We start from the raw sequence: 26,451 nt of genomic DNA, 5'->3' as shown, positions 1-26,451 counted from the left end.
CTCGGCATCGCAGGACCGGTGACACCGTGACGTACCGCGTCATGGGCGTGGACCCGGGGCTGACGCGCTGCGGCCTCGCCGTCGTCGACATCGAGCCGAACCGGCGCTCGACGCTCGTCGCCGTCGGCGTGGTCGGTACGGAGGCGGGCAGGAGCCTCGACGAGCGGCTCCTGGTCATCTCGGAGGCCGTCGACTCGTGGCTGGACCTGCACGAACCGCAGGCCCTCGCCGTCGAGCGCGTGTTCAGCGGAACCAACATCAGTACCGTCATGGGTACCGCGCAGGCGTCCGGGGTCGTCATCGTGGCCGCCGCGCGCCGGGGCATCCCGGTGGCCCTTCACACGCCCACCGAGGTCAAGGCCGCCGTCACGGGGAACGGGCAGGCGGACAAGGTCGCCGTCACGAAGATGGTGACTAAGATCCTGCGCCTGGAGACCGCGCCGAAGCCGGCCGACGCCGCCGACGCGCTCGCGCTCGCGATCACGCACGCCTGGCGGAGGGGAGTGGGCCTGCAGGGTGCTGCGGCGTCCGGCGGGTCCGTCACGCCCGCCCAGCGGATCTGGGCCGAGGCGGAAGCCCGCGCCCGACGTCGCTAGCCGGTCCGGGCCTACGCTGCCCGAACCCCGGCACGGCGCCTCGATCGCCGTCGACCGGCCCTGCAGCCGCTCCGTGCCGGAGCGGATACGCCCTTCCCGGTGTGGCGGGGTCGCCCCTGCGCGGAGAGGCCGGTACGGTTGACGATTAGAACGTATGTTCGACGCCGGGTGACAGCCCGGCCCGCCCCTTCCCACTCGTGCCCCTGGAGACCCTCATGATCAGTTCCCTGCGCGGGACAGTGACCCACGTGGGCCTGCACTCCGCCGTTCTCGACGTCAACGGCTTCGGCATGCAGGTCCAGGCCACGCCGCAGACCCTTGCCGGGCTGCGCGTCGGGGCCGAGGCGACGGTCGCCACCGCGATGATCGTGCGCGAGGATTCCATGACGCTCTTCGGTTTCGAGGACGCCGATCAGCGCGAGGTCTTCGAGACGCTCCTGGCGGTCAGCGGCGTGGGCCCCCGCCTCGCCCTCGCCGTCCTCGCCGTCCACGCACCGGACGCGATCCGGGTGGCTGCTTCCTCGGGTGACGACAAGGCGTTCAGCAAGGTGCCCGGCATCGGCCCCAAGGGTGCGCGGCGCATCGTGCTCGAACTCGCCGGGAAGCTCGTGCCCCTGGAGTCGAAGCCGGGCGTCTCCCAGCAGACGTGGCAGGGCCAGGTACTCACGGCCATGATGGGGCTCGGCTGGTCCGAGAAGGACGCCGGGGCCGCCATCGACGCGGCCGTCGCGGAGGCACCGGAGATCGCCGAGACGGGCGACGTGGGCCAGATCCTGAAGCTCACCCTGCGTCGCCTCGGCCAGGACGGCGCGCGTAGCTCGGCCCGGACGAAGGTCGGGTCATGACGGACAGTCACCCCGAGGACGCCCCGCTCGTCGCGCCGGCGGCCGACCCCGAGGACAGGGCGGTGGAGGCGGCCCTGCGGCCGAAGAACCTCGACGACTTCGTCGGTCAGAAGCGGGTACGGCGGCAGCTCTCGCTCGTCCTGGAGGCCTCGCGCCTGCGCGGGCGCAGCGCTGACCACGTCCTGCTCTCCGGCCCTCCCGGACTCGGGAAGACGACGCTCGCCATGATCATCGCCGCGGAGATGAACGCACCGCTGCGCATCACCTCCGGGCCCGCGATCCAGCACGCCGGTGACCTCGCCGCGATCCTCTCCTCCCTGACGGAGGGGGAGGTCCTGTTCCTCGACGAGATCCACCGCATGTCGCGGCCCGCCGAGGAGATGCTCTACATGGCCATGGAGGACTTCCGCGTGGACATCATCGTGGGCAAGGGCCCCGGGGCCACCGCGATCCCGCTGGAGCTGCCGCCGTTCACACTCGTCGGCGCGACCACCCGCGCCGGGCTGCTGCCCGGACCCCTCCGCGACCGGTTCGGATTCACCGGTCACCTCGAGTTCTACTCGACCGAGGAGCTCGAGCTGGTGCTCCGCCGCTCCGCGATGCTCATGGACATGAAGGTGAACTCCGCCGCCTTCGCCGAGATCGCCGGGCGTTCACGGGGAACGCCCCGTATCGCGAACCGGTTGCTCCGACGCGTGCGGGACTGGGCGCTCGTGCACGGTATCGACCTCATCGACGCGCGGTCAGCCAGCGCAGCCCTCGACATGTACGAGGTGGACGCCAGGGGCCTGGACCGGCTGGACCGGTCCGTCCTGACAGCGCTGATCACCAAGTTCAACGGCGGTCCCGTGGGGCTGTCGACCCTCGCCATCGCGGTGGGGGAGGAACCGGAGACGGTGGAGACCGTCGCCGAGCCGTACCTGGTCCGTGAGGGCATGCTGGGGCGCACTCCGCGCGGCAGGATCGCGACGGCGGCAGCGTGGAAGCATCTGGGCCTGGAGATGCCCGCGAACGTGGCCGCGGCCATGCCGGAGGACCTGTTCTCCGTGGCGCCGGACACCCTCCTCGGAGCGGAATCGGGCCTTGACAGCTGGAGCCGGCCGGACTCCTGACGAGGAGACGCCCAGCTTTCCCCTTTACACTGGTGTCTTCGAATGTGTGCCGGGGCACAGTCCTGCCGCCCACACCTCCAGTCCCAGGAACGGAAATTCCCAGTGCTCGCACATGTAGTCGCCCAGACCACCTCCGGAGATGCCCCTCCCTTCGACATCTTCTCCCTCCTGCTGCCGCTGGCGCTGGCATTCCTGATCTTCACCATGTTCCGCAGGCAGCGGAAGACGCAGCAGCAGGTGAAGGAGATGCGGACGCAGATGGAGCCCGGCACCGAGGTCATGACCCAGTTCGGCCTCTACGGGACGATCGTCTCGATCGACCAGGAGAACAACAAGGCCGTCCTCGAACTGTCGCCCGGGAACACCGCCACGGTGCACACCCAGGCCCTCTCCAAGGTCGTCACGCAGGAACCGACCGTCGCCCATGACGCGGACGCCACGGCGGACCGCGGCGATCTCGACGCCTACGACGGCGCCGCGGTGCCCGACGACGCGTCGTCGCTCGATCGGACGCCGACGGCCGGTTCGACCGCCGCGGGAACTCCCGGCGCGGTATCGGGCGTCGAGACCCCGGAGGAGACGCTGGAGCGGCTGGACCGCGAGCAGTCCACCCGGGAGAACCGCGACGCGCGGGATGCGCGCGACCCCAAAGTGAACCCCGACAACTAGCATCTTCTGGGGCGCGGTACTCAGCCGCGCCCTCTCTGGATCAACCCGGCGCGAGAGCCGCGCCACTGAATAAGGACACCCACCATGCCTCGTACCGGTCCCGGGACGGCAGCCAAGCGGACACTAGTCTGGCTGGGCGCATTGACAGCACTGCTCGCGATCCTGCTGGGAGCGGGTTCCTACTGGAGCACCGCGAGCTGGAGTCCCCGGCTGGCCCTCGACCTCGAGGGCGGAACACAGATGATCCTCGCCCCACGGGTCCAGGGCGGCACGGAGATCACCCCCGAACAGCTCGACCAGGCCGTCGAGATCATCCGCCAGCGCGTGGACGGCTCCGGCGTCGCCGAGGCCGAGATCAACACGCAGTCCGGGCAGAACGTCATCGTGTCGCTGCCCGGCACCCCGGATCCCGAGACGCGCGACCTCATCCAGGCCTCGGCCCAGATGGAGTTCCGACCGGTCCTCGCCGGAGGACCGGGCCAGGCGCCGCCCGCGGAGACCCCGACACCCGACGACCAGCTGCCGCAGCCGGCGGCCGAGCCGCAGGACGCGAGCGATCCGAACTGGATCACCCCGGAGCTCTACAAGCAGTTCGAGGCACTGGACTGCCTCGATCCCGCCGCGCTCGAGCCCGCCGAGGAGCCCGCGCCGGCCGACCAGCCGATGGTCGCCTGCGAGCCCGACACGCAGGGCAAGTACATCCTGGGACCCGTCGAGGTCCCCGGGACGGACATCTCGACCGCGAGCTACGGGCTGCAGCGCGGAGCGCAGGGCCAGGCACTGAACACCTGGGCCGTGAACATCGACTTCAACGACGAGGGCACGCAGACCTTCCGGGAGGTCACCGAGCGCCTCTACGCCATCGGCTCGGGAGACCCCCGCAACCAGTTCGCCATCGTGCTCGACGGCCGGATCGTCTCGGCGCCGACCACCAACGCCGTGATCCCCGACGGCAACCCCCAGATCAGTGGCAACTTCACGGAGGAATCCGCCGCCGCACTGTCCGAGCAGCTGAAGTACGGCGCACTGCCGATCAGCTTCGAGATCCAGAGCGAGCAGCAGATCTCCGCGACCCTCGGTGCCGACCAGCTCCGGCTCGGTCTCGTCGCCGGCCTGATCGGACTCCTCCTCGTCGCCGTGTACTCGATGTTCCAGTACCGGTTGCTGGGCCTCGTCACCATCGCATCGCTGGTGGTCGCCGGCGTCCTCACCTACCTGGCCATCTGCATCCTCGGCTGGACGGAGAACTACCGGCTGTCCCTGGCCGGTGTCGCCGGGCTGATCGTCGCCATCGGCCAGACCGCCGACTCGTTCATCGTCTACTTCGAGCGCATCCGGGACGAGCTCCGTGACGGGCGCGGGCTCATCTCCGCCGTCGAGAACGGCTGGCGCCGTGCCAAGCGCACCGTGCTCGCGTCGAAGGCCGTGAACCTGCTGGCCGCACTCGTGCTGTACTTCGTGGCCGTCGGCAACGTCCGTGGCTTCGCCTTCACGCTCGGCCTGACGGCCATCGCCGACCTCGTGGTCGTCTTCCTCTTCACCCATCCGGTGCTCCGCCTGCTGGCCAGGACCAAGTTCTTCGGCGAGGGACACCCCTGGTCGGGGCTGGACCCGAGCAGGCTCGGAGGCATCCCGCTCTACCGCGGAGCAGGCAGGCTGCGCGAGCCGGGCGAGAGGACCGAGAAGGGGGAGCAGTCCGTCGCGGTGGCCCGGACCAGGAACAAGGGCGCCGCGGCCGAAGCCGACCGCCGCATGACCATCGCCGAGCGCCGCCGCGCGGAGCAGCAGAAGGCCCTTGCCGGGCGCACCGGTTCGTCCCAGAAAGAGAACAACGAATGAGCCGCACAAGCTTTGCCACGTTCGGCAACGAGCTGTACTCGGGGAAGCGCTCCTATCCCTTCGTCGCCAAGCGGAACCTCTGGTTCCTCATCGCCGGTCTCGCCGTGCTGATCTCGATCATCATCCCGGTGGTCAAGGGCGGCTTCAACCTCGGCATCGACTTCCGCGGCGGATCCGAGTTCACGGTGTCCGCCACCGAGAACACCGACACCGCGATCGGGGAGGCCGCCGTGACGGACGTCGTGCCCGACGCCGTCCCGCGGGTCACCAACATCGCGGCCGACACCATGCGTGTCCAGACCGAGCGCCTCTCGGACGACGAGACCCTCAGCGTCCGCGACAACCTCATCAGCGGGTACGGGGTGGGCGAGGACCAGGTGACCTCGAGCTTCGTCGGCCCGACCTGGGGTGAGGACGTCAGCCGCCAGGCCCTGATCGGCTTCGGCGTGTTCGTCTTCCTGGCCGCGGTACTCATGGCCATCTACTTCCGCACATGGAAGATGGCCCTCGCTGCGATGGCCGCCCTCGTGGTGGTCATGGTCGTGACCGCGGGACTGTACTCGCTCAGCGACTTCGAGGTGACACCCTCGGCGATCATCGGCTTCCTCACGATCCTCAGCTACGCCCTGTACGACACGGTGGTGGTGTTCGACAAGATCCGCGAGAACACGGCCGACGTCACGATCTCCACGAAGCGCACCTTCGCCGAGCAGGTCAACCTCGCGGTGAACCAGACGCTCGTCCGCTCGATCAACACCTCGGTGGTCGCGATCCTGCCGGTCGCGTCGATCCTGTTCATCGGCGCCTTCCTGCTGGGCGCCGGCACCCTGCAGGACCTGTCGCTGGCACTGTTCATCGGCATCATCCTCGGCACTCTCGGCACCATCTTCATCGCGGCGCCGCTGTACGCGGCGCTGCGGCTCAACGAGCCCGAGCTGAAGAAGCAGGAGAAGAAGGTCCTGAACCGGCGGTCGCTCGAAGCGGCGTCGGCCTGATCCACGCACCGCTGCCGACCGCAGCACGACCATCGGCCGCAGGGAGCCCGTCCGGGCATCCCTGCGGCCGATGCCGTTCAAAGCCCAGCTAGACTTGGAGTTGTCGCGAACGTGTGGCATCTTGAGTCCTTGCCGGATCCGAGATCGAGATTGAGGGACTGCATATGGCTGAAGCGGTGAACCCTGCGGTACGGTCCGGCGAGGACCAGGGCGTTACGGCGCCAGGAGTTCCTGCTCCGATCGCCACCGATGACCCACGACCTGCCCCTTCCCGCGGACTCGTGCAGCCCGCGGCGCCGGCCCCACGCGGGCTGGTGCAGCCGGCCTCGGCAGCCTCCGCACCGTCGGCCACGAGTGCTGACCAGGTGGCGCCCGGGCGGCGGGGCCGCACACGGGCGCGCATCGCCCGCCTCACCGGCCGCGGCTCCTCCGGCTATTCACCCGTCCTCGAGCCCCTCCTGCGCACCGTCCGTGCGAACAATCCCAGGGAGGACCTCGACCTCATCCAGCGTGCCTACCTCGTCGCGGAACGCAGCCACGACGGCCAGACCCGCAAGAGCGGGGACCCGTACATCACGCACCCCGTGGCGGTCGCCACGATCCTCGCCGAGCTCGGCATGACCGGCACCACCCTGGCGGCTGCCCTGCTGCACGACACCGTCGAGGACACCTCCTACACCCTCGACGAACTCAAGCGCGACTTCGGGCCGGAGGTCGCGATGCTCGTCGACGGCGTCACGAAGCTCGACAAGGTGTCCTTCGGGGACGCCGCGCAGGCCGAGACCGTGCGCAAGATGGTCGTCGCGATGGCCAAGGACATCCGTGTCCTCGTCATCAAGCTGGCGGACCGGCTGCACAACGCCCGGACGTGGCGGTTCGTCTCGCCCGCCTCGTCGGCGAAGAAGGCGCGGGAGACGCTCGAGATCTTCGCGCCGCTCGCCCACCGCCTCGGCATGAACACCATCAAGTGGGAACTCGAGGACCTCTCCTTCGCGGCGCTCCACCCCAAGGTGTACGAGGAGATCGTGCGGATGGTGGGGGACCGGACCCCGGAGCGCGAGAAGCACCTCGGCCTCGTTCGGAACCAGATCGAGGAAGACCTCCGGGCAGTCAAGATCAAGGCGACGATCACCGGCAGGCCGAAGCACTACTACTCGATCTACCAGAAGATGATCGTGCGGGGCAAGGACTTCGACGACATCCACGACCTGATGGGCGTGCGTGTCCTGGTGGACAGTGTCCGCGACTGCTATGCGACCCTCGGATCGCTGCATTCGCGCTGGAACCCCCTGCCAGGACGGTTCAAGGACTACATCGCGATGCCGAAGTTCAACATGTACCAGTCGCTGCACACCACCGTGATCGGCCCCGGCGGGAAGCCCGTCGAGATCCAGATCCGGACGCACGACATGCACCGGCGCGCCGAGTACGGCGTCGCGGCGCATTGGAAGTACAAGAGCGGCGGCCGGCAGCTGGAGGCCTCGGACAACGGCGACATGGGCTGGCTCCGCAGCCTCGTCGACTGGCAGCAGGAGACGTCGGACCCGGACGAGTTCCTCGACTCGCTGCGGTTCGAGATCAACGCGCGCGAGGTCTTCGTCTTCACCCCGAAGGGTGAGGTCATGGCATTGCCCGCCGGCTCGACGCCGGTCGACTTCGCCTACGCGGTGCACACCGAGGTGGGCCACAGGACCATCGGCGCGAGGGTCAACGGCAAGCTCGTGCCGCTGAACAGCGAGCTGAACCACGGCGACTGGGTGGAGATCTTCACCTCGAAGGCCGAGGGGGCGGGGCCGAGCCAGGACTGGCAGGGCTTCGTCAAGAGTCCGCGTGCCCGGAACAAGATCCGCCAGTGGTTCACCAAGGAGCGCCGCGAAGAGGCGATCGACAAGGGCAAGGAACTGCTGACGCGCGCGATGCGCAAGCAGAACCTGCCGCTGCAACGGATGATGACGCACAGCGCGCTGCTGACGGTCGCGCAGGATCTGCGCCACCAGGACATCTCGGCCCTGTACGCCGCGGTCGGTGACGGCCACACGTCGGCCCAGAACGTGATCGAGCACCTCGTGGCGCTCATGGGCGGACACGAGGGGGCGGAGGAGAACATCGCCGAGACGGCGGTCGCCACGCAGCCCCGCCGCCCGAAGTTCTCCGACTCGGGTGTGACCGTGCGTGGGGTCGGGGACGTGTGGGTGAAGCTGGCTCGCTGCTGCACCCCGGTCCCGCCGGACCCGATCATCGGGTTCGTCACACGGGGGTCCGGCGTCTCGGTCCACCGCAGCGACTGCCGCAACGTGCAGGAACTGCGTGACCAGCCGGACCGTATCGTCCCCGTCGACTGGGCTCCCACCCAGTCCAGTGTGTTCCTCGTGGAGATCCAGGTGGAGGCGCTGGACCGCAAGAGCCTGCTCTCGGACGTGACGAGCGTGCTCGCCGAGAACCACGTGAACATCCTGGCCGCGAACGTCAACACGTCGTCGGACCGCGTGGCGATGTCGCGTTTCGCCTTCGAGATGGGCGATCCGAAGTACCTGAACCACATCCTGAGCGCCGTGCGCCGGATCGACGGCGTCTTCGACGTGTACCGGACCACCGGTTCCCAGCGCCGCTCCTGACCGGCCCGCTCACGCCCGGGACTGCCCCGGGTTCCGGGCGAGGCGCAGCCTCGCGAGGGCCCGCGTCTTGCCCGGCACCCGTGAGGTGTTGACGAGTGCTGCTTCCACGAGCCGCAGCGGACACGCGAGCTCCCGTGCCGTCCCGATCGCACGCAGGATCTCGACGGCGCCGGTGTCCTCCCCGTGCACGGCGATGTCCAGCGCCGTCCGGAGCGGTGTCGTCACCGAGACCCCTCCCACCAGGTTGACGTCGAAGGGCCCGAGCGCCACCTGATGCAGGACTGCGGGTGTGAAGGGCGGTAGGGCCGTGGTGCGGCGGCGGTGGTCCGTGACGAGGCTGATCAGCGACGGCCGGGGAGCACAGCCGTAGACCCAGGCGGCGCAGGTGCGGCCGAGCGCGACGCGCGGGCGGAGTGAGGAGGGGACGCTCCGTGCCGCTGCCTGCGACCGCGCGGCCGCATCCTCCCGGAAATCGCTGCGGAGATAGGAGTCGCCGATGACCAGCTGCACGAGCCCGTCGAGCCGCATGGCCTGCAGCTCTGCCGAGGTGAAGATCTCACCCGCGTGGAAGAGCGCTCCGCCGGTGGACGTCACCGGATTCGATGTGCCGAGGGTGCGTTCGGGTGGAGCTGCGGCGCCGGCGCTGTCCAGGGGAGGCATCGCTCCAGCATCGCCACTGCGCCGCGCACGGAAAAGCCCCCCGGCACCGATGTGGACAACGGTGCCGGGGGGCTCGGTCCTGTCCGCGGACGGACGGGAGGGATGGGGTCAGGAGAAGTCCTGGGCCGACTTCTGCAGCATCTCGAGCCACTGCTCGCGTGCCGCCAGCGCTTCCCGTGCGGAGGCGATCTTCTTGGCGTTCCCCGCGCGCTCGGCATCGGCGAGGTCGTCCCTGAGCTGCGCGATCGTCGCCTCGAGCTGGGCGAGCGCACTGTTGGTGCGTGCCTTCGTCTCGGGGTTCGTCTTCGTCCAGTGCTCGTCGTCGGCAGCCTTCACGGCGTCCTCGACCTGCCGCAGGGCACCGTCGATGCGCCCCATGTCGGCGCGGGGGACCTTGCCTGCCTCGTCCCAGCGGTCACGCACGGACTGCAGTGCCTTCTTGGCTGCAGCGAGGTCCCTGATGGGCAGGATCTGCTGGGCTTCCTTCAGCAGTGCCTCCTTGGCCGTCAGGTTGCCCGCGTACTCCTCGTCGACGGCTTCGTTGGCTGCCTTCCGGGCCTCGAAGAAGCGGTCCTGCGCCGCGCGGAAACGGGCCCAGAGGGCGTCGTCGTCCTTGCGGCTGGCGCGCTTGGATGCCTTCCACTCGTCCATCAGGCGCCGGTACTCGGCGGCGGTGTGGCCCCAGTCCGTCGAGTCCGCGAGCTGCTCGGCGCGCTTGATGAGGGCTTCCTTCGCCTGCTTCGCCTCGGCGTTGTCGCTGTCGAGCTGGGAGAAGTAGGCGCGCCGGTGCCGGTCGAAGACCGTGCGTGCCGACCGGAACCGCTTCCAGAGCGCATCCTCCGTGCCGCGGCCCAGCCTCGGCCCGTTCTTCTGCGCCGCCTTCCACAGCTCGAACAACTCGTTCATGCGGGTGCTGCTCGCCTTCCACTGCACGGTGGAGGGGTCCCTGCCGGCGAGTTCCTCGGCTTCGGCGACGATCGCCTCGCGGGCCGCGAGCTCCTTCGCCTTCAGCTCGTCCTGCACCGCGCGTTCGGCCTTCTCGAGCCCGCTGATGGCGCCGAGCAGCGCATCGATCCGCGCCTCGAGGGCCAGGACGTCTCCGACCATCTTCCGTTCGCCGACCTGCGCACGCAGGTGCTTGGCCGTCTTCGCCATGTCCGAGGACGGCGCCTTCGCCTGCACGCGCTGCTCGAGCAGGGCGACCTGGCTGACGACGTCGTCGTACTTCCTGACGAAGTAGGCCAGCGCCTCTTCACGCGTGGCGTCCGGGTACTGGCCGACGGCGTGCTCGTCCCCCTCCACGAGGAGGAAGACGTGGCCGTCCTCCTCCACGCGCGCGAATCTGCCCGCCTCCTCGAGGGAGGTGCTGTGGGCCGGGGGTGCTGCCACGGGCTGTGCGGCCTTCTTCGCTGGACGCGGGGCCATCGCCGTCGGCAGCGGCGGGCGGGGAGCGGTCAGGCGGGGCGACGGCGTGCTCAGCGGGGCAGGCTCGGGCGCCAGGGGCACAGCCTGCTCGATCGTCCCGGTCGTCCCCTCTGCCGCCTCGGCCGGCACGTCCGCGTCCTCCGGTGAGCGCATGTCGTCGTCGGAGGACTCCACGGGGTCCGCGGATCCTTCCGCCGGAGGCGCAGAGGCCTCCGCTTCCGCGGTGCCGGCGGCATCCGCCACGGCGGCGTCGGCTACGGGATCCGACACGGCGGCATCTGCCACGGCGGCGTCGGCCTTGCCTGCTGAATCCGCCACGGCGGCGTCGGCCTTGCCTGCTGAATCCGCCACGGCGGCGTCGGCGTCGGCTACGGGATCAGACACGGCGGCATCGGCGTCGCCTGCAGGATCCGCCACGGCGGCGTCGGCCTTGTCTGCGGGATCCGACACGGCGGGATCCGCCACGGCGGCGTCGGCCGCGTCCGCTGGATCGGCTGCGAGGGCATCCGCCATTCCGGACGGATCGACAGCGGGGGCATCCACCTCGTCGGCGGAGGGCCCGGCGTCAGGCCCGTCCTGCGGCGCGGCTCCGGTCACGGCGGCGGGGGATTCGTCCGTGGAGGTGTCCGAACCATCGCCGGCGGACGGGGCATGAATACCGTCGTCCGTCCCGCCGTCCTGCTGGGGAGCTCCGCTGATGGTCGTTTCGTCGGATTGCTGACTGTCTGTCACCGCTAGAAGTCTTTCGCTCGTCGGATGGCCGTGAGCAACGCCGGGGCCATTTTCTGCAGGATCCAGGAACATCACGGAACCTGCCCTGAGGTTACTTTACCCACTGGTCCTCCACCCGCGTCCCGGAGCGGGTAGAGGAGCCTCCCGCTGGACGGCGGGCGGCGTCCCCGCTCGGTGCTTTTCCCGCGGACCACCCGCGGCACCTAGGATTGAGGCCGCAGAACCGGCCGGCCGCCCTGCCCAGGCGCCGGCCGGCACACCCCGCCCCGGAGGAGACCCACCCCATGGCCCGCAAGGCATCACTGTCAGGCTTTCCCGAATGGCTGCCGGAGGAGCGCCTGATCGAGCTCCACGTCCTCGAGGTGCTCCAGCGGACCTTCGAGCTCCACGGCTTCTCGAGCATCGAGACGCGTGCCGTCGAGACGGTGGAGCACCTGCTGCGCAAGGGTGAGATCGACAAGGAGGTGTACGCCGTGTCCCGCCTCCAGGCCGACGAGGCGTCCGCCTCCGAGAGCGGACTCGCGCTGCACTACGACCTGACGGTTCCGTTCGCCCGCTACGTCGTCGAGAACGCCGGCCACCTCGCCTTCCCCTTCCGGCGGTTCCAGATCCAGAAGTGCTGGCGCGGGGAGCGGCCGCAGGAGGGCCGCGCCCGCGAGTTCACCCAGGCGGACATCGACGTCGTGGGTGACGGCGTGCTGCCGTTCCGGTACGACGTCGAACTCGCCCTCGCCGTCGTCGAGGCCCTCGGTGCGCTTCCGATCCCCGACTTCACGCTGCGCGTCAACAACCGCAAGCTCACCGAGGGGTTCTATCGCGGTATCGGACTCGAGGACACGGCCGCCGTCCTGCGGAGCATCGACAAGCTCGAGAAGATCGGCGCGGAGAAGGTGGGTGCCCTGCTGCGCGAGGAGGTCGGCGCCGATGACGAGCAGGTGAGGCTTGCACTCGAACTCGCCGCCATCCGCACCACCGACACCTCCTTCGTGGACCGCGTCCGCAGCCTCGGCATCTCCGGCGAGCTGCTCGAGGAGGGCCTCGAGGAACTCCGGCAGGTCGTCGGCGAGGCGTCGCGGCGTGCGCCGGGCCGGGTCGTCGCGGACCTCAGCATCGCCCGCGGTCTCGACTACTACACGGGCACCGTCTACGAGACGGTCCTGAACGGACACGAGGGCCTCGGCTCGATCTGCTCCGGCGGGCGCTACGACGCCCTGGCGCGCAAGGGCAACCGCACGTTCCCCGGCGTCGGGCTGTCCATCGGCGTGACCCGCATCGTGTCGCGGATCCTCAGCCAGGGTTTCGCCACGGTCTCCCGTCCCGTCCCCACGGCTGTGCTGGTGACGCTCGCGGACGACGACTCGTGGTCCGAGGCACAGGACGTCGCCGCTGCGCTGAGGAGCCGGGGGATCTCCGCCGAGGTCGCCGCGAGCGCCGAGAAGTTCGGGAAGCAGATCAAGTTCGCCGACCGCCGCGGCATCCCCTTCGTGTGGTTCACCTCGCCGGACGGTGCGCACGAGGTGAAGGACATCCGGTCCGGCGAGCAGGTGTCCGCCGACCCCGCGTCGTGGTCCCCGCCGGCCGCGGACCTGCGCCCGGTGGTCGCCACCGCCTGAGCTCACCCGGCACTCCGCCGGTGCCGCTGCGGTCCCAGGTCCCAGGTCCCAGGTGCCGTCGGGTGGCGCTCCTCAGATGCCGTTCAGGCAGCCCGCCGCCGCGCGGCCAGGACGACGGCGCGGACGGCCACCCCCGCGGCGAGCACCGTGACCATGGTCAGCACCGGCGCCGCCGGCAGCGTGAACGCGAGGACGAGGCAGCCGACCGCACCCACACCGTTGAGCCAGCGCGGGGAGTACCACGGGCGTTCGCGGAGCGTGAGCGCCGAGATGTTCGCGATCGCGTAGTAGAGCAGGACGCCGAAACTGGAGAACCCGACCACGGTCAGCACATCCGTGGCGAGCAGGAGGGCTCCGACGACGACGGCCGTCGCGAGATCGGCCACCCAGGGTACGGAGTGCCGGACCGAGATGCGGGCGAGGACCCTCGGCAGGTCGCCGCCGCGGGCCATGGCGAGGCTCGTGCGGCCGACGCCCGCGATGAGGGCGAGCAGTGCGCCGAGGCTGGCTAGTGCCGCCGCGAGGGTCACGACGGCACCGCCCCGCCCCATCGATCCTTCGCCGGGGACCCCGACGTCCATGACGTCCCGGAGCGGCGTGGTCGTGCCGGCCAGGGTCTCGGGCCCGAGAGCGTGCAGGAGGGAGAGCGCCAGCAGCAGGTACAGCACCAGCGTCACCCCGAGCGCGCCGAGGATCGCTGCAGGGATGTTCCTGCGCGGTTCCCGGACCTCCTCGCCCATCGTCGCGATCCGGGCGTACCCCGCGAAGGCGAAGAAGAGCAGCGCCGAGGCCTGGAGCACGCCCCCTGCCCCTGCCGGCACGGCGTCCACCGTCGCCGCCGGGGAGGTGAATCCGACGACGATCACGAAGGCGAGGACCGGCAGCACGAGCGAGACGATGACGCGTGTGGCGAGGGCCGTCCGCGTGATCCCGAAGAGGTTCACCGTCGTCAGTGCGACGACGGCGGCCACCGCGGCGGCCTTCTCCGCGCCCGGCGCGGCATAGAGGCCGAAGGTCAGCGCCATGGCGGCGCAGGAGGCGAGCTTGCCCGTGACGAAGCCCCAGCCGGCGAGGAAGCCGGGCCAGGGTCCCAGGCGCTCCCGTCCGTACAGATAGACCCCACCGCTCGAGGGGTACCGGACAGCCAGGGCGGCCGTCGCCGACGCGTTGCAGTAGGCGACGAGACCCGCGAGGACCACGGCGAGGGGCAGGAGCGAGCCGGCGGCGGCTGCTGCCGGGGCGAAGACCACGAAGGTGCCTGCGCCGATCATCGCGCCGATCCCGACGGTGGTGGCGTCGAAGCCGCCCATGGCTCGGCGCAGTTCCGGGGGCTGGGACACGGTTCTCCTCGGGGTCGGACGCGGTACGCGGCGTCGGAGCACCGGCGGTACGAGGGCCGGACGCCGCCGTCGGGGGCGACGGTCCGACCCGCCGGACCGGACCGGTAAAGTTGGTCGGGCTTGAACCAACTCTAGGCAGGTGCAGCTGGCCTGCGACTCATCGAAACAGATCTGTGGGAAGGAATGCTGTGCTCCGCACGCATGAACTGGGCTCCCTTCGGCCCGAGCACGTAGGACAGACGGTCACCCTGGCGGGCTGGGTGGCCCGCCGCCGCGACCACGGCGGGGTGGCGTTCCTCGACCTCCGTGACGCTTCAGGCGTCGCCCAGGTGGTGGTGCGCGAGGAGGATGTGTTCTCCAGCCTGCGCAACGAGTACGTCCTCCAGATCGTCGGCAGTGTCCAGCAGCGCCCCGAGGGCAACGAGAACCCCGCCCTGCCCACGGGGGCGATCGAGGTCATCGCGGACACCGTGACCATCCTCAACACCTCCGACCCGCTGCCGTTCCAGATCGACGAGCACGTCGAGGTCGGCGAGGAGGCGCGCCTGCGCCACCGCTACCTCGACCTCCGCCGTCCCGGCCCCCAGGCCAACCTGCGCCTGCGCTCCGAGGCCAGCCGCGTGGCACGCGAACTCCTGCACGGGGACGGCTTCGTGGAGATCGAGACGCCGACGCTGACACGCTCCACGCCCGAGGGTGCCCGCGACTTCCTGGTGCCCGCCCGGCTCGCACCCGGCTCCTGGTACGCCCTGCCCCAGTCGCCCCAGCTGTTCAAGCAGCTGCTGCAGGTCGGCGGGTTCGAGAAGTACTACCAGCTCGCGCGCTGCTACCGGGACGAGGACTTCCGCGCCGACCGCCAGCCCGAGTTCACGCAGCTCGACATCGAGGCGAGCTTCGTCGAGCAGGACGACATCATCGCCCTCGGCGAGCAGCTGGTGTCCGCCCTGTGGAAGCTCATCGACGTCGAGATCCCGCTCCCGATCCGCCGCATGACCTACGCGGACGCGATGGCGAAGTACGGCTCGGACAAGCCGGACCTCCGTTTCGGCCTCGAACTGACCGAGCTGACCGAGTTCTTCAAGGACACCGGGTTCGGCGTCTTCAAGGCGCCCTACGTCGGCGCCGTGGTCATGCCCGGCGGGGGGTCCCAGCCCCGCCGCCAGCTCGACGCCTGGCAGGAGTGGGCGAAGCAGCGCGGCGCCAAGGGCCTCGCCTACGTCCTGATCGACGACGACGGCAGCCTCCGGGGCCCGGTCGCCAAGAACCTGACGGACACTGAGCGGGACGGCCTCGCGGCCGCCGTCGGTGCGGCCCCCGGCGACTGCATCTTCTTCGCCGCGGGGGACAGGACGTCCTCGCGCGCCATCCTCGGCGCTGCGCGCGTCGAGATCGGGCGACGCACGGGGCTCATCAAGGAGGGCGACTGGGCCTTCGTGTGGGTGGTCGACGCACCCATGTTCGAGCCCGCCTCGGCTGCGGTCGCCGCAGGCGACGTCGCCGTCGGCGGAGGAGCGTGGACGGCCGTCCACCACGCGTTCACGTCCCCGAAGCCGGAGTTCCTCGACAGCTTCGACACCGACCCCGAGAACGCCCTGGCGTACGCCTACGACATCGTCTGCAACGGCAACGAGCTCGGCGGCGGATCCATCCGTATCCACCAGCGCGACGTGCAGGAGCGCGTGTTCGCCGTCATGGGCCTCGGCGCCGAGGAAGCCCAGGAGAAGTTCGGCTTCCTGCTCGAGGGCTTCAAGTACGGTGCGCCTCCCCACGGCGGCATCGCGCTCGGCTGGGACCGCGTGGTCTCCCTGCTGGCAGGTACGGACTCGATCCGCGACGTCATCGCGTTCCCGAAGTCCGGCGGCGGATACGACCCGCTGACGGCTGCGCCCGCGCCGATCACGCCGCAGCAGCGCAGAGAGGCCGGCGTCGACGCCAAGCCCAAGGCCGCCGCCGAGGGCTGATCGGACGGCGGGGCCGGGCAGCACCGGGACAGGGCACTCCGCACGGGGTGCCCTGTCGTGTCCGCACCGCGTCCGACCGTCCGATCGCTGTCGGAAGAATTGTGACGACGGGCCCGGACCTGCGGCCCGCCTGTGAAATACTGGGAGCAGTACGTGCTCCGGGGTCGGTGTGAGTCCGAACCGGCGGTGATAGTCCGCGACCCGTTCCTCGTTCCGCACCCGCGGGACGGCGGCGGTTGAGCCGGTGGAATTCCGGGACCGACAGTCAAAGTCTGGATGGGAGAAGCACGAACAGCAGGGGCTCGCCGCTGCCCGCACCACGGGCCGCAGCGCCTTCGCGGCATCGCCCGCGGGAGGGTGCCCCTCCTGCTGCCATTGCCCGGAGCCGTCGTATCGGCGAAGGATCGGCATGGACTTTCTGCAGTGGCTCTTCGAAGCCCGCATCCCGGTAGGCGACGGTTCCCTCCTGGCGCGTGAAGTGGTCGGCAATGTGTTCGGCCTCCTCAGCGCCCTCGGCGGGATGCGCCGCAGGGTCTGGGCATGGCCCGTCGGCATCGTCGGCAACCTCCTCCTCCTGACGGTGTTCCTCGGCTCCCTCTTCGGTGCCGCCAGTGCAGCGAACCTCCTCGGCCAGGCGGGACGCCAGGTCATGTTCATCGCCGTCTCGATCTACGGCTGGCGTCAGTGGCAGGCCAGCAGGCACAGCGGCGGGCAGGCCGTCACGCCCCAGTGGGCCGGCACCCGGGCGCGCCTCGGCATGGTCGCCTTCCTGGTGGTCGGCACGTTCGCGCTGACGCCGCTCTTCCGCGTGCTCGGCTCCTACGAGCCGGTCTGGGCCGATGCCTGGACCTTCGTCGGCTCCCTGCTCGCCACCTACGGCATGGCGAAGGGCTGGGTCGAGTTCTGGCTCGTCTGGGTCGCCGTCGACATCGTCGGCGTGCCCCTCCTCTTCAGCGCCGGCTACTACGCGAGCGCCTTCATGTACATCTTCTACGGTGCCTTCACCCTGGTCGGCTTCTTCGTCTGGGCACGCGCCCAGCGCACTGCCAAGCCGAGCATCGAGACGCTCCTGCCGGATCCGACCCTGCGATGAGCACGACGACGCCGGCCGTGACCACGGCAGAGTCGGAGGCGATGGGCCGCGCCCTGGACCTCGCAGCGCAGGGCGTGCGGGGCGCGAACCCCCTCGTCGGCGCCGTCGTGCTCTCGGCCGACGGCGCACTCCTCGGCGAGGGCCACCACAGGGGCGCGGGCACGCCGCACGCCGAACCGGCGGCCCTCGCCGAGGTACGTCGTCGGGGCGGCGACCCGCGCGGCGCCACCGTGGTGGTCACCCTCGAACCGTGCAACCACACCGGCCGGACGGGCCCCTGCAGCGAGGCCCTCATCGACGCGGGTGTCGCACGCGTCGTGTACGCCGCCGCCGACGTCAACGGGCCGGCTGCGGGGGGAGCGCAGCGGCTCCGCGGAGCGGGCGTCGACTGCGTCGGCGGTCTCGACGCCGACCGCTCCCGCCGGCTCAACGCACGCTGGGCCGCAGCCCTCGCTGGAGCCCGACCGTTCGTCACGCTCAAGTCCGCGCAGTCGCTCGACGGCCGGGTCGCGGCCGTGGACGGCACGAGCCAGTGGATCACCGGTCCGCAGGCGCGCGCGGACGGCCACCGGATCCGTTCCCTCGCCGACGCCGTCCTGGTAGGCACGGGTACACTCCTCGCCGACGACCCCCGCCTCACGCCCCGCGGCGCCCCCGCGGCGACCCCGACCCCGGGGAAGGGCCTGCGCGTCGTGATGGGGCGCACCTCCGTACCCGAAGACGCCGCGATCAGGGGGCCGGGCTTCCTCCACCTGCCGACGCGGGACGTGCGGGAGGTGCTCGACGAGCTGTTCGGCAGGGGAGTCCGCCACCTCCTGGTCGAGGGCGGACCCCGCGTCGCCTCCGCCTTCCTCCGGGAGGGCGTGGTGGACGAGCTGTTCAGCTACGTCGCCCCGCTGATCCTCGGTGACGGCGCACCGGCGTTCCCCGACCTGGGCGTGGGCACCCTCGAAGCCGCCACCCGGTGGGCCCTGGACGATGCCGGGGGGCCCGGCATCCAGCAGCTGGGCCCGGACGTCCGGATGCATCTGCGGCCACCGTCCACCGGCCCCTGACCTCTCCCGGCCGACCAGCCCCATCTCCGGTCCCATCTCCAGCCCCATCTCCAGCCCCATCTCCAGTCCCGACCCCCAGCCGAAGGAAGTACCAGTGTTCACAGGAATCGTGTCCGAGCAGGGCAGCGTGGTCTCACTCGAGCTCGCGCCCGACGGCGAGAGCGGCCTCCTCGTCTTCGAGGCGCCGCAGACCGGCCAGGACCTCACCCCCGGCGCGTCCATCGCCGTCAACGGCGTGTGCCTGACGGCCGTGACGCTCGACGGCGGACGAGTCGGCGTTGACGTCATGGGGGAGACCCTCCGCCGGACCACCACCGGCGAGCTGCGGCCGGGGGCTCCCGTCAACCTCGAGCGCTGCGTCCCGGCAGGGGGCCGCCTCGACGGGCATGTCGTGCAGGGCCACGTGGACGGCCTCGGGGTGCTGCTGGAACGCGAGGACCTGGGTGCCTGGCACCGGCTCCGCTTCGGCCTCCCGGCGAAACTCGGCCGGTACGCGGCGGAGAAGGGCTCGGTGGCCATCGACGGTGTCTCGCTGACCGTCACCGCCGTCAGCGCACCCGACGAACCGGAGCAGTGGTTCGAGGTCGGGCTGATCCCGACCACCCTCAGGGAGACCGGCCTCGGGGCCAAGTCCCTCGGCGACCCCGTCAACCTCGAGATGGACGTGCTCGCGAAGTACGCCGAACGGCTCCTCGGCTTCGCCGCCGTGGATGCGCGGTCGGGCACGGACGTCGGAGGCGGGCAGTGAGCGCTGCAGGAGGCATCCGGCTGGACCCCATCGGGGACGCCGTCGAGGCCATCGCCGCGGGACGCGCCGTCGTCGTCGTCGACGACGAGGACCGTGAGAACGAGGGCGACATCGTCTTCGCCGCCCAGGACGCCACACCCGAACTGGTGGGCTGGACCGTGCGCTGGACGTCGGGCGTCCTGTGCGTGCCGCTGCCGGCCGAGGACGCGGACCGTCTCCTCCTGCCGCCGATGACCGCCGTGAACGAGGACTCGAAGGGCACGGCCTACACGGTCTCGTGCGACGCCGCGACCGGTGTCAGCACCGGGATCAGCGCCGCGGACCGCGCCCGCACCGTGACGGTGCTCGCGGATCCGGCGAGCGTCCCCTCGGACCTCACCCGGCCGGGTCACGTCTTCCCGCTGCGCGCCGCCCCCGGCGGCGTCCGCGAGCGGCAGGGACACACCGAGGCCGGCGTCGAACTGAGCCGGCTCGCCGGCAAGCGGCCCGCCGCGGTGATCGCGGAACTGGTGCACGACCACGGTGACATGATGCGTCTGCCCGCGCTGCGCCGTTTCGCCGACGACCACGGCATCCCGCTCGTCTCCATCGAGGACCTCGTCGCGTACCTGGGGGAGCGCGACGGCTGCGACGACGTCGACGAGCAGCCGGACGCGGCCGGCGCCTGAGCCGGCGGCACCCACCACGACCCGACGACCCACACCACCCAGCATCAGCACTACCGAAGGAGAACCATGAGCGGCCACGGAGCACCCAGCATCGACATCAGCGGACTGACCACGCAGGAGGGCGCCCCCCTGCGTCTCGCGATCATCGCGGCCAGCTGGCACACGCAGATCATGGACGGTCTGCTCGACGGCGCCCGCCGTGCCGCAGCCGAGGCGGGAGCCGAGGTGACCGAGATCCGCGTCCCCGGCAGTTTCGAACTGCCTGTCGCCGCCGCGCGCCTCGCTCCGCACGTGGACGCCGTGGCAGCGCTCGGCGTCGTCATCCGGGGCGGCACCCCCCACTTCGAGTACGTCTGCCAGGCGGCGACGTCCGGCCTCACGGACGTGAGCGTCAGCACGGGCGTGCCGGTGGGCTTCGGTGTGCTGACCTGCGACACCGAACAGCAGGGGCTCGACCGCGCCGGCCTGCCGGGTTCCTCCGAGGACAAGGGGCACGAGGCGGTCTCCGCGGCGCTGGCGACGGCCGCCGTCCTGCGATCGTGGACGCGGTGAGCGCGGAGGCGTCCGTCACACCGGGGAGCCGGAGGAACGGGTCGGCCCGCCGAGCCGATAGCCTAGGGGACGTGAAAACCTTTGATTCCCTGTTCGAGGAACTGAGTGCGAAGGCCGCCGAGCGGCCCGCCGGATCGCGGACCGTCGCGGAGCTCGATTCAGGCGTGCACGGCATCGGCAAGAAGGTCGTCGAAGAGGCCGCCGAGGTGTGGATGGCCGCCGAGTACGAGTCCACCGAGGATGCCGCCGAGGAGATCTCCCAGCTGCTGTACCACCTGCAGGTCCTCATGCTGGCGAAGGGACTCACCCTGGAGGACGTCTACCAGCATCTCTAGCCGCGCCGGCGTACCCCGCCCGCGGCTCCCGCCTGCCACCCCTCCGATCCAGCGAAAGACCCCCAATGCTCCGTGTAGCAGTCCCCAACAAGGGCGCCCTCTCCGAGGCCGCCTCGTCCATGCTCGCCGAGGCCGGCTACCGCCAGCGCCGTGATTCCCGGGAGCTCGTGCTCGTCGATCCCGAGAACGAGATCGAGTTCTTCTTCCTCCGTCCCCGTGACATCGCCGTGTACGTCGGCTCGGGCACGCTCGACGTCGGCATCACCGGCCGGGATCTCTTCCTCGACGCGCAGGTGCAGGCCGAGGAGCTCCTGCAGCTCGGGTTCGGCGCGTCGACCTTCCGCTTCGCCGGTCCGGTGGGCGATTTCGCCACCGTGGAGCAGCTCGAGGGCAAGCGCCTCGCCACGAGCTACGAGGGCCTGCTCAAGGACTACCTCGCCGAGCGCGGCATCAGCGCCGCAGTGGTGAGGCTCGACGGTGCCGTGGAGTCCTCGGTACGCCTCGGCGTGGCCGACGCGATCGCTGACGTCGTCGAGACCGGCAACACACTCCGTGCCGCGGGGATGGAGATCTTCGGGGACCCCATCCTCCAGAGCGAGGCCGTGCTGATCGGCCGCGCGGGCGTCGGGGCCCCCGCAGGGCTCGACGTGCTCCTGCGGCGCCTGCAGGGCGTCCTCGTGGCACGCCAGTACGTGATGATGGACTACGACATCCGCAAGGACCTCGTCGACGAGGCCGCCGCCCTGACGCCGGGCCTCGAGTCCCCGACGGTCTCGCCGCTGCGCGACTCCGAGTGGGTCGCCGTGCGGTCCATGGTCCGGCGGAACCAGACCAACCGCACCATGGACGAGCTGTACGAACTCGGCGCGCGCGCCATCCTCGTCAGCACCATCCACGCCTGCCGGATCTAGGGGAGCACAGCCATGACCGTTGCCGTCCGCGTCATCCCCTGCCTCGACGTCGACGCCGGGCGCGTCGTCAAGGGCGTCAACTTCGAGGACCTGCGCGACGCCGGTGACCCCGTCGAGCTCGCGCACCGCTACGACCGCGCCGGCGCGGACGAGTTGACCTTCCTCGACGTCACCGCGTCCTCCGGCAACCGCGAGACGACCTTCGACGTGGTCGCCCGAACCGCCGAGGAGGTCTTCATCCCGCTGACCGTGGGCGGAGGCGTGCGCGAGATCTCCGACGTCGACCGCCTCCTGCGCTTCGGTGCGGACAAGGCGTCCATCAACACGGCCGCCGTCGCACGCCCCTCCGTCATCGACGAGATCACGGGCCACTTCGGAGCGCAGGTCCTCGTGCTCTCGCTCGACGCGCGGCGCACCCGGGACGCGAGCACCCCGTCGGGTTTCGAGGTCACCACCTACGGGGGCCGCAAGGGGACCGGGATCGACGCCGTCGCGTGGGCGAAGGAAGCGGCGGACCGTGGTGTCGGCGAGATCCTGCTCAACTCCATCGATGCCGACGGCACCAAGGAGGGTTTCGACCTGGAACTCATCCGCGCCGTCCGTGCCGCCGTCGGGGTGCCGCTGATCGCCTCGGGCGGGGCCGGCAGGCCGGAGCACTTCCCGCCGGCGGTCGAGGCAGGCGCCGACGCGGTCCTCGCGGCGTCCGTCTTCCACTTCGGCCCGGTGGACGCCATCGCGCAGGTCAAGGCCGCCATCCGAGCTGCAGGGTTCCCCGTCCGCTGACGGACCGGACCATCCTCGGCCCCCGGTCAGGGGCGGAGCGGTGGCGGTGTGAAGTCGGTGCCAGGCCGGTGTACTGGTGCGCGCCATGGGTGGGGACTCGCGATCGGAGCGCGGCCCGCAGTCTCTGCGCGGTCGGTGCGCACTCCAGGCGCCGGTGGCCGCAGGAGCCGCGCGGCTTCAGATGCCGACGTCGGCGCTCTCGAGCAGGGCGACCGCGTCCGGCTGACCCTCGAAGGTGACCAGGGCCTGCCGGCGTCGGCCGTGGGCGTGCAGGAGGAGTTCTCCGGGGTCCCCGACGATGGCCACCGAGACCGGTGCGCGCTTGGCCACGTGCCGCGGACCGCCCGGGCGTACCAGCACGATGCCGAGGTCCGCGCCGCGGTACAGGATCGCAGCACGCTTGACGAGTTCCTCCCAGAGCGCCTCCGCGTAGTCCTCGTCGAGTGCGCGCGGAGCCCATCGGGTGCCGGCGCGGCGGACGTCCTCCGTATGGACGAAGTACTCGATCAGGTTGACGCTCTTGTCGATCGGGTTGATGCGCATCGGCGAGAGGGCGGGCGGTCCCGCCAGGAACCGGTTCACCAGCGCTTCGAAACCGGCAGGTGATGCGGCGCGTTCGGCCATGTCCCGCGTCGCACGCTCGGTGAGGGCCGCCAGCCTCGGGACCACCATCCCGACGCCCAGCGCAGGCTTGTGCTCGCGGAGGTAGAGGTGTGCGGCCAGGTCGCGTGTCCGCCAGCCCTCGCACAGGGTCGGTGCGTCGGGGCCGGCTGCCAGCAGCGTCTCGGCCAGGACCTCGCGGGACGGGGTTACGTAGTGCATCACAGCTGAAAGTAGCACGGGGGACACCGGCCGGGGCAGGTGCGCCGCGCCCCGCCGTCGACCGCACTAGAATCACAGGTGATGCCTTCCTCCACCTCCTCCCCGGACAATCCCGCCGCTGCCCCGACCGACGTCGCCGGGGAGGAGCGTCCGCTCCTCGACCCGGCCATCGCCGCGGCGCTGAAGAAGGACGACGCCGGCCTGGTCGCCGCCGTCGTCCAGCAGTACGACACACTCGAGGTGCTGATGCTCGGGTGGATGGACGAGGAGGCGCTGCACCGCACGCTCACGAGCGGCCGTGTGACCTTCTACTCGCGGTCCCGCTCGGAGTACTGGCGCAAGGGTGACACCTCCGGCCACCGGCAGTGGGTCAGGGGCGTCGCGCTGGACTGCGACGGCGATGCCCTGCTCGTCACGGTCGACCAGGAGGGTGCGGCCTGCCACACCGGCACGCGCACCTGCTTCGACGGCCGGGCCTTGCCCGCCGTGACCGCCGGCCGTCCCGATGTGAAAGGACCCTGACGCCATGGAGCAGCTGGGCACGATCCGCCCCACCCTCGAGGAATTCCGCGAGCTGGCCCAGGGCCGCCGTGTGGTCCCCGTGCACCTCAAGGTCCTCGCGGACTCCCACACGCCCATCGGCATCTACCGGAAGCTGGCAGCCGGGCAGCCCGGGACGTTCCTGATGGAGTCCGCGGCCGTGGGCGGAGTGTGGTCGCGCTACTCCTTCATCGGCGCGCGGTCCCGTGCCACGCTGACCACCCGCGACGGCGAGGCGCACTGGCTGGGTGAACCGCCGGCGGGGGTCCCGGTGGGCGGTGACCCCGTCGAGGCCCTGCGCCTCACGGTCGAGGCGCTCCGCACGGAGCGCTTCGAGGAGCTGCCCCCGTTCACGTCCGGCATGGTCGGCTTCGTGGGCTGGGAGGCCGTCCGGCACTGGGAGCGGCTCACCAGCCCGCCCGAGGACGACCTGCTGCTGCCCGAGCTGGCGATGTGCCTCGTCTCCGACCTGGCCATCCACGACAACGCCGAGGGCTCCCTGACCCTCGTGGCGAATGCGATCAACTTCGACGGCACGGACGAGCGCGTCGACGAGGCCTGGCACGACGCCGTCGCGCGGGTCCGCGCGATGCTCGCCACGCTCGTGGCTCCCGCCGAGCTCGCCGTGTCCGTCATGGCACCGGACGCGCCGACAGCCGAGGCGTCCATGGACCGCGTGCGTGAGTCCTGGTTCGAGCCCGACTACCTGAAGGCGATCGAGCGCGGCAAGCGGGCCATCGTGGACGGCGACGTCTTCCAGGTGGTCATCAGCCGCCGCTTCGAGATCGAGTGCGACGCCTCGGCCCTCGACGTCTACCGCATCCTCCGCACCACGAACCCGAGCCCCTACATGTACCTGTTCAGCCTCGAGGACGCCGAGGGGCAGGGCTACTCGATCGTGGGCAGTTCGCCCGAAGCCCTCGTGACGGTCACGGGCGACGAGGTCATCACGCACCCCATCGCCGGTTCCCGCCCCCGCGGGAGGACCACCGAGGAAGACCGCGACCTCGCCGTCGAGCTCCGCGCCGACACTAAGGAGAAGGCGGAGCACCTCATGCTCGTCGACCTCGCGCGCAACGACCTCTCGAAGGTCTGCGTACCGGGCAGCGTCGACGTCACGCAGTTCATGGAGGTCGAGAAGTTCAGCCACATCATGCACCTCGTCTCCACCGTGGTCGGCAGGCTCTCGCCCGCCAGGAGCGCCTACGACGTCCTGGCGGCGACCTTCCCGGCCGGCACGCTCTCCGGCGCACCCAAGCCACGCGCGCTGCGCCTCATCGACGAGGTGGAACCCCACCGGCGGGGCATCTACGGGGGAGTGGTGGGCTACCTGGACTTCGCCGGGGACATGGACATGGCGATCGCCATCCGCTCCGCGCTCCTGCGGAACGGGAAGGCCTATGTGCAGTCCGGCGGCGGGATCGTCGCCGACTCCGTCCTCGAGGCCGAGGCACTCGAGACGGTCAACAAGGCAGCAGCGCCACTGCGCGCGGCACTCACGGCGGCCGGCCTGCGCCCGGCGACGGCGGACGTGCCGTGAGCGCCGCGGAGGGACCGGCACCGCGCCGCTTCGCGCGCCGCGGGATCGTGGTGATGGGGATCGTGGTCCTCGCACTGCTCGCCTTCGGCTCGACGACCCGGACCTGGCTCTCGGTGCGCCTGCCGCAGGATGCCGTCCAGATGCCCGACCTCGCCATCGCGGGCAGCGACGCGGCGACCCCCGTGACGGCGTTCGCGCTCGTGGCGCTGGCTGCGGCCCTCGCCGTCTCGATCGCCGGCCGGGTGGCGCGCTGGATCATCGCCGTCATCCTCGTGCTGTCCGGCGTCGGGATCGCGCTGTCCAGCGCATCCGTGGCCCTCGATCCCGCCGGAGCGGCAGAGCCGGCCATCGGCACCGCCATCGGCGTCAGCGGCCTGACCGGAGCCGAGGCGAGCGCGACCGGCATGCCCTGGCTCGCCGTCGTGGCCGGGATCCTGCTGGCACTCGCCGCCGCCTGGGTGGTCCTGGCGGGCCGAACCTGGGGGGTGAACCGGCGGTACGACGCCGGCGCGTCCCGGGTCGGGCGGACTCCTGGAGGCGGCCTCCGACCCGGCGCGCCGGCCCCGTCCACCGGTGACGTCGCCCCCGGCGCCGTCTCCGACGACGCCGCGCGGACGGCTGGGCCGGGCGTGTCGACCCCGCCCACCTCGCCTACCCCGTCGGTGGCCACGGCGGAGCAGAATGCAGGGCGCGGCGCCGGTTCCGGCAGTTCCGGCAGTTCCGGCAGTTCCGGCAGTTCCGGCAGTGCTGTGTCCGACGGCTCCGGCAGCGGCACCGAGGACGCTCCGCCGGTACCGGGCACCGGCCCGGTTGAGGCCCCCGGCTCCGCCCGCACGCCGACAGGGCGCACCAGCTCCCACGCGGACGAGATCGACAGCTGGGACGAGCTCTCGCGCGGCAACGATCCGACGCGCTGACCTCTTCCCCGGCCACGCCTCCCGGAGCCGCCGTCCACCGGCTCCACCACCATCCACGTTCCGCCGGGTCACGCCATCAATGGCA

Annotated in this window: 24 protein-coding genes and 1 riboswitch; of the genes, 20 read left to right on the top strand and 4 right to left on the bottom strand. The window is 71.0% G+C overall.

Translation table 11 applies throughout. The features are described from left to right. The first annotated feature begins 26 nt into the window (after positions 1–26). The 7 genes from ruvC (at position 27) to ACX80L_RS10755 (ending at position 8,671) form a co-directional block, all read left to right on the top strand. Positions 27–596 carry a crossover junction endodeoxyribonuclease RuvC gene (gene ruvC / locus ACX80L_RS10785; protein ID WP_459267801.1) on the top strand — a complete coding sequence of 190 codons (570 nt, stop codon included), beginning with the start codon at positions 27–29 and terminating at the stop codon, positions 594–596. 215 nt (positions 597–811) lie between these two features. After that, positions 812–1,441, top strand: a complete 630-nt coding sequence (ruvA, locus tag ACX80L_RS10780; protein ID WP_459289592.1) for a Holliday junction branch migration protein RuvA — start codon at positions 812–814, stop codon at positions 1,439–1,441. Further along, on the top strand, positions 1,438–2,553 hold the full coding sequence (ruvB, locus tag ACX80L_RS10775) for a Holliday junction branch migration DNA helicase RuvB (RefSeq protein ID WP_133081815.1): 1,116 nt from the start codon (positions 1,438–1,440) through the stop codon (positions 2,551–2,553). Before ruvA ends, ruvB begins: the two co-directional genes overlap by 4 nt. A gap of 102 nt (positions 2,554–2,655) precedes the next feature. Then, positions 2,656–3,222: a preprotein translocase subunit YajC gene (gene yajC / locus ACX80L_RS10770; RefSeq protein ID WP_459267804.1), complete on the top strand. Its 567-nt coding sequence runs from the start codon at positions 2,656–2,658 to the stop codon at positions 3,220–3,222. Positions 3,223–3,306: 84 nt separating this feature from the next. After that, positions 3,307–5,061, top strand: a complete 1,755-nt coding sequence (secD, locus tag ACX80L_RS10765; RefSeq protein WP_133081817.1) for a protein translocase subunit SecD — start codon at positions 3,307–3,309, stop codon at positions 5,059–5,061. Further along, positions 5,058–6,056: a protein translocase subunit SecF gene (secF, locus tag ACX80L_RS10760; protein ID WP_133081818.1), complete on the top strand. Its 999-nt coding sequence runs from the start codon at positions 5,058–5,060 to the stop codon at positions 6,054–6,056. The genes secD and secF overlap by 4 nt, the downstream gene beginning before the upstream one ends. A gap of 164 nt (positions 6,057–6,220) precedes the next feature. Then, complete coding sequence (locus tag ACX80L_RS10755; RefSeq protein ID WP_459267806.1) at positions 6,221–8,671, top strand: RelA/SpoT family protein; 2,451 nt, start codon at positions 6,221–6,223, stop codon at positions 8,669–8,671. A 9-nt stretch (positions 8,672–8,680) separates the two neighbouring features. On the opposite strand, the gene ACX80L_RS10750 is transcribed toward ACX80L_RS10755, so the two are convergent. Beyond that, on the bottom strand, positions 8,681–9,331 hold the full coding sequence (locus ACX80L_RS10750; protein ID WP_459267807.1) for a hypothetical protein: 651 nt from the start codon (positions 9,329–9,331) through the stop codon (positions 8,681–8,683). A gap of 108 nt (positions 9,332–9,439) precedes the next feature. Continuing rightward, positions 9,440–11,041, bottom strand: a complete 1,602-nt coding sequence (locus tag ACX80L_RS10745) for a DUF349 domain-containing protein (protein WP_459289894.1) — start codon at positions 11,039–11,041, stop codon at positions 9,440–9,442. A 731-nt stretch (positions 11,042–11,772) separates the two neighbouring features. On the opposite strand from ACX80L_RS10745, the gene hisS reads away from it, so the two are divergent. Further along, positions 11,773–13,101 carry a histidine--tRNA ligase gene (gene hisS / locus ACX80L_RS10740; RefSeq protein WP_459289589.1) on the top strand — a complete coding sequence of 443 codons (1,329 nt, stop codon included), beginning with the start codon at positions 11,773–11,775 and terminating at the stop codon, positions 13,099–13,101. Positions 13,102–13,184: 83 nt separating this feature from the next. On the opposite strand, the gene ACX80L_RS10735 is transcribed toward hisS, so the two are convergent. Continuing rightward, entirely contained in the window at positions 13,185–14,441 is a 1,257-nt protein-coding gene (locus ACX80L_RS10735; protein ID WP_459289587.1) for an APC family permease, read from the bottom strand. Between the two features lie 188 nt (positions 14,442–14,629). Between ACX80L_RS10735 and aspS the strand changes: the two genes are divergently transcribed. The 9 genes from aspS (at position 14,630) to hisF (ending at position 22,547) form a co-directional block, all read left to right on the top strand. Beyond that, the gene (gene aspS / locus ACX80L_RS10730) at positions 14,630–16,402 is read left to right on the top strand and encodes an aspartate--tRNA ligase (RefSeq protein WP_133081822.1); all 1,773 of its coding nucleotides are present in this window, start codon (positions 14,630–14,632) and stop codon (positions 16,400–16,402) included. A 150-nt stretch (positions 16,403–16,552) separates the two neighbouring features. After that, positions 16,553–16,694: riboswitch (FMN riboswitch) on the top strand. Positions 16,695–16,811: 117 nt separating this feature from the next. Beyond that, entirely contained in the window at positions 16,812–17,495 is a 684-nt protein-coding gene (gene pnuC / locus ACX80L_RS10725; RefSeq protein WP_133081823.1) for a nicotinamide riboside transporter PnuC, read from the top strand. Beyond that, complete coding sequence (ribD, locus tag ACX80L_RS10720; protein WP_459289585.1) at positions 17,492–18,550, top strand: bifunctional diaminohydroxyphosphoribosylaminopyrimidine deaminase/5-amino-6-(5-phosphoribosylamino)uracil reductase RibD; 1,059 nt, start codon at positions 17,492–17,494, stop codon at positions 18,548–18,550. The genes pnuC and ribD overlap by 4 nt, the downstream gene beginning before the upstream one ends. Before the next feature lie 94 nt (positions 18,551–18,644). Continuing rightward, positions 18,645–19,298, top strand: a complete 654-nt coding sequence (locus ACX80L_RS10715; protein ID WP_459289583.1) for a riboflavin synthase — start codon at positions 18,645–18,647, stop codon at positions 19,296–19,298. Further along, positions 19,295–19,966, top strand: coding sequence for a 3,4-dihydroxy-2-butanone-4-phosphate synthase (gene ribB / locus ACX80L_RS10710; protein WP_459289581.1), 672 nt, complete (start codon positions 19,295–19,297; stop codon positions 19,964–19,966). Before ACX80L_RS10715 ends, ribB begins: the two co-directional genes overlap by 4 nt. Before the next feature lie 66 nt (positions 19,967–20,032). Further along, complete coding sequence (gene ribH, locus ACX80L_RS10705; protein ID WP_133081827.1) at positions 20,033–20,518, top strand: 6,7-dimethyl-8-ribityllumazine synthase; 486 nt, start codon at positions 20,033–20,035, stop codon at positions 20,516–20,518. Between the two features lie 71 nt (positions 20,519–20,589). Then, positions 20,590–20,853 (top strand): phosphoribosyl-ATP diphosphatase, encoded by a 264-nt coding sequence (locus tag ACX80L_RS10700; protein ID WP_459289578.1) that lies wholly within the window; start codon positions 20,590–20,592, stop codon positions 20,851–20,853. Between the two features lie 65 nt (positions 20,854–20,918). Next, positions 20,919–21,764: an ATP phosphoribosyltransferase gene (hisG, locus tag ACX80L_RS10695; protein ID WP_459289576.1), complete on the top strand. Its 846-nt coding sequence runs from the start codon at positions 20,919–20,921 to the stop codon at positions 21,762–21,764. A gap of 12 nt (positions 21,765–21,776) precedes the next feature. Beyond that, positions 21,777–22,547 (top strand): imidazole glycerol phosphate synthase subunit HisF, encoded by a 771-nt coding sequence (hisF, locus tag ACX80L_RS10690; RefSeq protein WP_208741014.1) that lies wholly within the window; start codon positions 21,777–21,779, stop codon positions 22,545–22,547. Positions 22,548–22,724: 177 nt separating this feature from the next. Here the strand turns inward: hisF and ACX80L_RS10685 are convergent, their stop codons facing one another. Next, positions 22,725–23,369, bottom strand: a complete 645-nt coding sequence (locus ACX80L_RS10685; RefSeq protein WP_459289574.1) for a TIGR03085 family metal-binding protein — start codon at positions 23,367–23,369, stop codon at positions 22,725–22,727. An 81-nt stretch (positions 23,370–23,450) separates the two neighbouring features. Between ACX80L_RS10685 and hisI the strand changes: the two genes are divergently transcribed. The 3 genes from hisI to ACX80L_RS10670 are packed head-to-tail and all read left to right on the top strand — an operon-like array spanning position 23,451 to position 26,366. Beyond that, positions 23,451–23,891 (top strand): phosphoribosyl-AMP cyclohydrolase, encoded by a 441-nt coding sequence (gene hisI / locus ACX80L_RS10680; RefSeq protein ID WP_133081832.1) that lies wholly within the window; start codon positions 23,451–23,453, stop codon positions 23,889–23,891. Positions 23,892–23,895: 4 nt separating this feature from the next. Next, positions 23,896–25,449: an anthranilate synthase component I gene (locus ACX80L_RS10675; RefSeq protein ID WP_133081833.1), complete on the top strand. Its 1,554-nt coding sequence runs from the start codon at positions 23,896–23,898 to the stop codon at positions 25,447–25,449. After that, positions 25,446–26,366 (top strand): Trp biosynthesis-associated membrane protein, encoded by a 921-nt coding sequence (locus ACX80L_RS10670; protein ID WP_459289572.1) that lies wholly within the window; start codon positions 25,446–25,448, stop codon positions 26,364–26,366. The genes ACX80L_RS10675 and ACX80L_RS10670 overlap by 4 nt, the downstream gene beginning before the upstream one ends. Positions 26,367–26,451: the final 85 nt, after the last annotated feature.

This window comes from Arthrobacter sp. MDT1-48-3 (assembly GCF_054511015.1).
The sequence above is the reverse complement of the archived record's forward strand: the minus strand, read 5'-3'. Positions and strand labels throughout refer to the sequence as shown.